Origin of the sequence: Comamonas sp. F1-6, from assembly GCF_039581415.1 — a bacterium.
Taxonomy (GTDB): domain Bacteria; phylum Pseudomonadota; class Gammaproteobacteria; order Burkholderiales; family Burkholderiaceae_C; genus Comamonas; species Comamonas thiooxydans.
This window is the reverse complement of record NZ_JBCPWN010000048.1, coordinates 1-7,103: the sequence shown is the minus strand read 5'-3', so window position 1 is coordinate 7,103 and position 7,103 is coordinate 1. Positions and strand designations below refer to the sequence as shown.

Annotated in this window: 5 protein-coding genes; all 5 read left to right on the top strand. The window is 59.8% G+C overall.

The annotated features are described in order from the left end of the window. The first annotated feature begins 272 nt into the window (after positions 1 to 272). The 5 genes from AAIL66_RS24110 to AAIL66_RS24090 all read left to right on the top strand — a co-directional run bounded on the left by AAIL66_RS24110 (position 273) and on the right by AAIL66_RS24090 (position 6,957). Entirely contained in the window at positions 273 to 635 is a 363-nt protein-coding gene (locus AAIL66_RS24110; protein ID WP_343497941.1) for a hypothetical protein, read from the top strand. A gap of 330 nt (positions 636 to 965) precedes the next feature. Next, complete coding sequence (locus AAIL66_RS24105) at positions 966 to 2,255, top strand: TolC family protein (RefSeq protein ID WP_343497940.1); 1,290 nt, start codon at positions 966 to 968, stop codon at positions 2,253 to 2,255. A gap of 46 nt (positions 2,256 to 2,301) precedes the next feature. Next, entirely contained in the window at positions 2,302 to 3,507 is a 1,206-nt protein-coding gene (locus AAIL66_RS24100) for an efflux RND transporter periplasmic adaptor subunit (protein WP_343497939.1), read from the top strand. Positions 3,508 to 3,511: 4 nt separating this feature from the next. Continuing rightward, positions 3,512 to 6,601, top strand: a complete 3,090-nt coding sequence (locus AAIL66_RS24095) for a CusA/CzcA family heavy metal efflux RND transporter (RefSeq protein WP_034359832.1) — start codon at positions 3,512 to 3,514, stop codon at positions 6,599 to 6,601. A gap of 20 nt (positions 6,602 to 6,621) precedes the next feature. Then, positions 6,622 to 6,957, top strand: a complete 336-nt coding sequence (locus AAIL66_RS24090; RefSeq protein WP_343497938.1) for a P-II family nitrogen regulator — start codon at positions 6,622 to 6,624, stop codon at positions 6,955 to 6,957. The last annotated feature ends 146 nt before the right edge of the window (positions 6,958 to 7,103 follow it).

Here is a 7,103-nt window from a genome sequence, read left to right as displayed (position 1 = left end):
TCTTGTCTGTGGTGCTCTGGCAGATTTGATGTGCTCCTGACTTTCTAGCAAGATACCCTTGCCATGCAAGTGCTATGGCGATACGCTATCGTTCACCCTTACAGATATTGACAAAAGTTTTCCATGCGGGAACTTTTGCTGCCAATCGGTACACCATCTTGTCACCATTGGGCCTGCTTCCCGGTGACTGTTTCATCCCTTCATTGTTGTTCGTTTAACCACAGCTCCTTCGATCCATGCGCCCGGCGTCTTCCTTTCTGCTGTCGCTGCTGATGTTCGCCTCCATCATCGGGGTGCAACTCATCGCCATGTGGCCGGCAGGTTCGCAAGATGTGGTGGCCATGGCTTATGTACTCGACGCAGAGCCGCACGAATACGGTGTCGATGTGCTGCAGGAGTTCGAGGACGATGTGGAAGAAGATACGGTGGAGTTCTCCATTCACCGTCCACATCGCACTGCCGAACTCAATCCGGCGCAAGATGATCGCAATGAATTGTTTGGCCCTCCTGAAGCGTTAGCTGTAGGTGTGGCCGATGTCCGGGTGCCTCCTCAGGGGCATGTGGTGCACCCGACTCATCCCTGGCCGGAAAGCATGTTGCGTCCGCCAAGTCTCGGCCTGCCGCAGGCAGGCTAGCTCCAGCTCAGCTGACGTCATCACGTCAGAACGTTTGCGCTGGGCTTTTTAGACCCCGATACCTGCCGCCCGCTATTCCAGCGCCTGCTGGCCTGGAATGTGCTTGTCTGCAGAGCATGGCTCTGAGACAGGTCTGGGGCGGCATCACCTGCTCAGGTGTAACTGATCCTGCATCGCATGCGGCGGCCGCCGCATGTGCATGACGGGTTTTCGACCCTTTCCTCACTTTATCTGCCCTCAAGAAGGCAGCTGTGTTCTATGTTCAATAGATCGATAGTGCCGGCTTTTTTACCGGCCAAGGCCAGTAAGAATTCTTCTGGCCATGCACCATTGCGGAGCCCCAAACGCGCGGCTGTGTTCGGCTTGTGTCTCGCTGCAGCTCTGGCTGCGCATGCTCAGACCAATGCTCATGGCACACCACAAATCAGCAGCACCCTTTCAGATCAGGCGCAGCCCAAGCTGACTTTGACGCAGCTGGTGCAGACCGTGCTGGACAACAATCCCGAACTGCGCTCAGTGCAGCAGTCGAGCTTCACGGCTCAGGCCGCCGTGGTCAGCGCTGGCGCGCTGCCCAACCCCAAGCTGGAGTGGAGTCGCGGCGACAACAAGGCGCGTCTGGCATCGGCCACGCCCGGCAATGTGCAGACCATGGGGATCTCGGTTCCCATAGAAATGCCTTCCGTGCGCGCTGCTCGTATCGAGGCGGCGCAAGCCGGGCAGCGAGCATCCGTGCACCAGATTGCTGCATCGCGCAATGCACTCGTGGCCCAGGTCAAGCTCAAGGCCTACGAGGTGGTGCTGCGACAGGCGCAGGCACAGGCCGCCTACGATGCCGTCAAGCTGCTGGAACAGGCCCATGAGCGTGTACGCGTACGTGTTTCCAGCGGTGAGGCGGCGCGTTACGAAATCATCAAGGCCGATGCCGAACTGATCAACGCTCGTCAGCAGGAGCAGTCTGCCCGTTTGTTGGCCGAGCAATCCCAGCTCACGCTCAATCGTCTGGCTGCAGGCCAGTTACCCAATCGCTTTGATCTGGCCCTGTCTCTGCAGGATCCGGTGGAGACAGTGCAGTTGCAGAACATCAACTGGCAGGCCCATCCGGAGCTGCTGCAGCTGCAGTCCGAGGTGGACAAGGCCGAAGCGCAGAAGAACGGTGCCAAAGCCAGCCGTTGGCCAGGTCTTGAGCTGCGTTACGCGCAGACGCGAGAGCCCGATATCCGCAATAACACCATCGGCGTGAGCATGCAGATTCCGCTGTTCGACCAGCGTCGCGGCCCGATTGATGAGGCTGCTTCGGAAGCCGAGCGTGCTCGCCTGCGCATGGAAGGTCGCAAGGCCGAACTTGAGCAGCAAATGTTGCAGGCCTGGAAGGTCATGGAAATGGCGCAGGTGCGCACCAAGGCCCTGAGCGAGGGCGCGGTGCGCGAGGCCGAATCGGCCTTGCGCGTAGCCGAGGCTGCTTACCGCTTCGGCGAGCGCGGCATTCTGGATGTGCTGGACGCCCAGCGCGTGCTGCGCACAGTACGCGCCGATTTGCTTGAAGCCCGTTATCAGCTGCAATCCGCCCGGATTGAACTGGATTTTCTGGCTGGCCGCTATGCCCAGCCTTCCTCGCTTTGAGCTTTCAAAGTCAAGACCACGTTCTCGTATTTTTTGAATTCGCTTTATGTCTTCTCATCATCACTCCAGGACTGCGCGTCCCGCCTCTCTGGTTCTGGCACTGGCGTTGGCCGGGCTGACAACATTGACCCTGACTGGCTGCGGCAAGGAGGAGCCGGCTGCTGCGGTTGCTGCAGCAGATACCAAGGCCGAGCTTGACCCCATGGAAGTGGTTGTCTCAGCTGAAATGGCAACCAACTTCAAGACCGCCGCGGTAACGCAGGCCGAGGTTGCATCGGTGCAGGAAGTTGCCGGTCGCATTGAAGCCAACGAACGCAAGGTCACCCGCATCGGTGCGGCCGTGACAGGGCGTGTGACCGAGGTGCTGGCCGAAACCGGCGATCGCGTCAAAGCTGGTCAGACCCTGGCGCGCGTCGCCAGCCCCGAGCTGACCACGGCTCAACTGGCCTATATGCGTGCCAGCGCCACGGCGACTCTGGCAGAGCGCTCCGTAGAGCGGGCGCGTCAGCTGATTGCTGCCGATGTGATCGGCTCTGCAGAACTGCTGCGTCGCGAATCGGAAGTGCAGATTGCGCGCGCAGAGTTGAGGGCGGCAGGCGATCAGCTCAAGCTGATGGGCTTGTCCGCCGATGCGCTGAGCAGTTTGCGCGCCAAGGGCAATGTGGCCCCGAATGCCGCCATCACGGCTTCTGCTGCAGGTATTGTGATCGAGCGCCAGGTCAGCCAGGGTCAGGTGGCGCAGCCGGGGGACCCTCTGTTCACTGTGGCAGATCTCTCCAATGTCTGGGTGGTGGGCGCCCTGCCCGAGCAAATTGCGCGCAGCGTGCAGACTGGCCAGAACGTGCAGATCGATGTGCCGGCGCTGGGGCTGACCGTCGAGGAGACACCCATCTCGGGCAAGATCATCTACGTGGGTGACACCGTGTCCCCCGCAACCCGCACCGTGACCATTCGCACTCAGGTGGACAACAAAGATCTGGCGCTCAAGCCCCAGATGCTGGCCACCATGAAGATCCAGGGGGCCATGGAGAAGACTCTGGCAATCCCGGCGCTGGCAGTGGTTCGCGAGAACGACAGGGATCATGTCTACGTCAAGAAAGCCGAAAACCACTATCGCCTGACTCCGGTGGAGTTGGGGGCGGCCAGCGGTGGTCTGCGACCTGTGCTCAAGGGGTTGAGCGAAGGCTCCCAGATCGTGGTTGAAGGTGCATTCCACCTGAACAACGAGCGCAAGCGCGCAGAACTGGAGTAAGCCCATGATTGCCTCCATGATTCGTGCCGCGCTATCGCAGCGGCTGGTGGTGGTCGTGCTGGCGCTGGTGATGTGTGGCTTTGGCCTGCGTGCCGCCATGAATCTGTCGGTGGATGCTTTCCCCGATGTGACCAATGTGCAGGTTCAGGTTGCCACCGAAGCCCCTGGTCGTTCGCCCGAGGAGATCGAGCGTTTTGTGACCGTGCCTCTCGAAATCGCCATGACGGGACTGCCCGGGTTGGCAGAGATGCGCTCGCTCAACAAGAGCGGTCTGTCCATCATCACGCTGGTGTTTACCGATGCGACCGATGTGTACTTTGCCCGGCAGTTGGTGACGGAGCGTCTGATCGAAGTCACGCCACGCATGCCTGAAGGCATCGTGCCGGTACTGGGGCCGGTATCCACCGGCCTGGGTGAGGTCTACCAGTACACGCTGGACCACCCCGATGATGGCAAGCGCGAGCTGACCCAGGCCGAGTTGACGGAGCGTCGCACCATTCAGGACTGGGTGGCACGTCCGTTGCTGCGATCCATTCCCGGTGTGGCTGAAATCAACTCTCAGGGCGGATATGTCAAGCAGTACCAGGTGCTGGTCGATCCTGCCCGCCTGCGTCACTACAACCTGAGCGTGCGTCAGGTGGTGCAAGCCGTGGCGGACAACAATGCCAATGCCAGTGGCGGCATCCTGCCGCAGGTGACCGAGCAGTATCTGATTCGAGGCGTGGGCATGATCCGCACGCTGGACGATATCGGCAACATCGTGCTCAAGGAGCAGGGAGGAGTGCCGGTCTATGTGCGTGATGTGGCCAAGGTGCAGATTGACGCCGAGGTGCGACAGGGCGCCATCATCAAGGGCGGCTATACCGAGGGCGTTTCGGGCATCGTGCTGATGATGCGCGGCGGCAATGCCAAGGAAGTCGTGACCCGCGTGAAGGAGCGGGTGGAGGAGATCAACTCCAAGGGCATGCTGCCTGGCGGCCTGCAGATCGTTCCTTACTATGACCGTACCGATCTGGTGGATTCCGCTCTCTGGACCGTGGGCAAGGTGCTGATTGAAGGCATCTTCCTGGTGGTTGTGGTGCTGTTCATCTTCCTGGGCGATGTGCGTTCCAGCCTGATTGTGGTGGCGACGCTGATCATCACGCCGCTGACCACCTTCATCATGATGAACAAGTACGGCATTTCGGCTAACCTGATGTCCTTGGGTGGCTTGGCGATTGCCATTGGTCTGATGGTGGATGCCACCGTGGTGGTGGTTGAAAACGTCTTCCACAAACTGGGGCAGGCGGGCAATTCGCGCGGCGAGCGCATTCGCACCGTTCTGTCGGCCACCGTGGAAGTTGCTACACCCACCATCTTCGGTATTGCCATCATCATCTTGGTGTTCCTGCCGCTGATGACGCTGCAAGGTATTGAAGGCAAGATGTTCGGCCCGCTGGCGCTGACCATCGCCATGGCTCTGGCGATCTCGCTGGCCGTGTCGTTGTTCCTGTCGCCCGTGCTGTGCTCCTACTTCCTCAAGGGCGGCGCCGATCACGATACCAAGCTGATTGGCTTCCTCAAGCGTCACTATCTGCGTTTGCTTGACGGCGCGACTGCACGCAACCGCCTGACGCTGGCCGTGGCCGTGGCTTTGCTGATCGGATCGCTGGGCCTGTTCCCGTTCCTGGGCAAGTCTTTCATGCCGACCATGAAGGAAGGTGCACTGACGCCGCAGATCAACCGCGTGCCCAGCATTTCCCTGGATGAATCCATTCGTATGGAAATGGCTGCCATGAAGGAAGTCGCGCAGGTGCCCGGCGTGAAGTCCGTGGTGTCCAAGCTGGGGCGTGGCGAATCGCCGGCCGATCCTGCTGGCCCCAATGAGTCTGACCCCATCGTGCTGCTGGATCCCGAGTCCGAGCGTACCCAGGATGAGATCGACGAAGAGATTCGTCAGCGCCTGTCCAAGATTCCCGGCGTGCAGATTGTGCTGTCCCAGCCCATCTCCGAGCGTGTGGATGAAATGGTGACCGGCGTGCGCTCGCAACTGGCCGTGAAGGTGTTCGGTGATGAACTGGACGATCTCAAGGAAGTCTCCGAGCAGGTGGCGCGCATTCTGAAGAGCGTCTCCGGCAGTACGGACATACGTATCGAGCGACTCTCGGGTCAGCAGGCTCTGACGGTGGATATCGACCGCAAGGCGATTGCTCGTCACGGTCTGAACGTTGCCGATGTGCAAAGCCTGCTGGAGTCAGCCATTGGCGGCAAGGACGTGACGACCTTGTACGAGGGTGAGCGTCGTTACTCGGTCGTGGTGCGTTTCCCCGAGTCCTATCGTGGATCGCCCGAAGCCATTGGCGCAACTCTGCTGACCACGGCGGCTGGCGCGCAAGTGCCGCTGAGCAGTCTGGCTCGGATCGAACTGGTCGATGGCCCTGCGCAGATCAGCCGCGAAGGTGGCAAGCGCCGCGTGGTGGTGGGCGCGAACGTGGAAGGGCGTGACCTGGCTGGCTTTGTTGCCGAGGTCGAGCAGCGCCTGGACAAGGAAGTCAAGCTGCCCGACGGCTATTACTTCAAGTTCGGCGGTCAGTTCGAAAACATGGAGCGCGCCATGGGCACGCTGCAGGTGATCGTGCCGCTGACCATCGTGGCCATCTTCTTCCTGCTGTTCCTGCTGTTCAACTCCATCAAGCTGGCAAGCCTGATCATTCTGGTGCTGCCCTTTGCTTCGATTGGTGGCCTGATTGGTTTGTTTGTCACTGGCGAATATGTGAGCGTGCCGGCATCGGTGGGCTTTATTGCCCTGTGGGGTATTGCTGTGCTGAACGGCGTGGTGCTTGTATCCAGCATTCGCCAACTGCGCCAGGACGGTATGGACGTGGCCGAAGCCGTGCGCGAAGGCTGTACTCAGCGATTCCGTCCTGTGATGATGACCGCAACCGTGGCTTTGCTGGGCCTGGTGCCATTCCTGTTTGCGACGGGTCCTGGCTCCGAAGTTCAGCGTCCCTTGGCTATCGTGGTGATCGGTGGTTTGATTACCTCGACTTTGTTGACGCTGGTGGTGCTGCCCACGCTGTACCGCTGGTTTGACGAGAAGCCGACCGAGGCTTGATTTGAGAAAGGAGTGATCCGATGACGATGAAAGAAATCCGCGCCATCGTGCGTCCCAGCCGGTTGGAGCGCCTACGTACCGAGTTGCGTGCGATTCCGAACTTTCCTGGCGTGACAATCTTCAAGGCCGAGGGCTTTACGGCCCCCGCTGCCGTGGACAAGCGCACAGTCAAGGATGAGCTGACCGATTTTTCGGACAAGCTCATGGTTTGCGTGATCGTGGATGAGTCCATGGTTGCAGTGATTCGCGAAGCCATCGTCGCTGCCTGCCGCACCGGGCAGATCGGCGACGGTCTGGTCTGGACTGTGGATATCGGCGAAATGCATCGCATCCGCGATGGCGGTGTCGTGAGCTGATCAGGCTTGGCACTGAAAGAAAAAGGGATGCGCTCTGCATCCCTTTTTCATGCTTTCGACAAAATGTTGGAAGTTTGGAAAAACTGGCGAAAACCCTGTGCTACAATTTTTGCATTGCAGCAGAGAAACACTGTTTCATTGCTTCA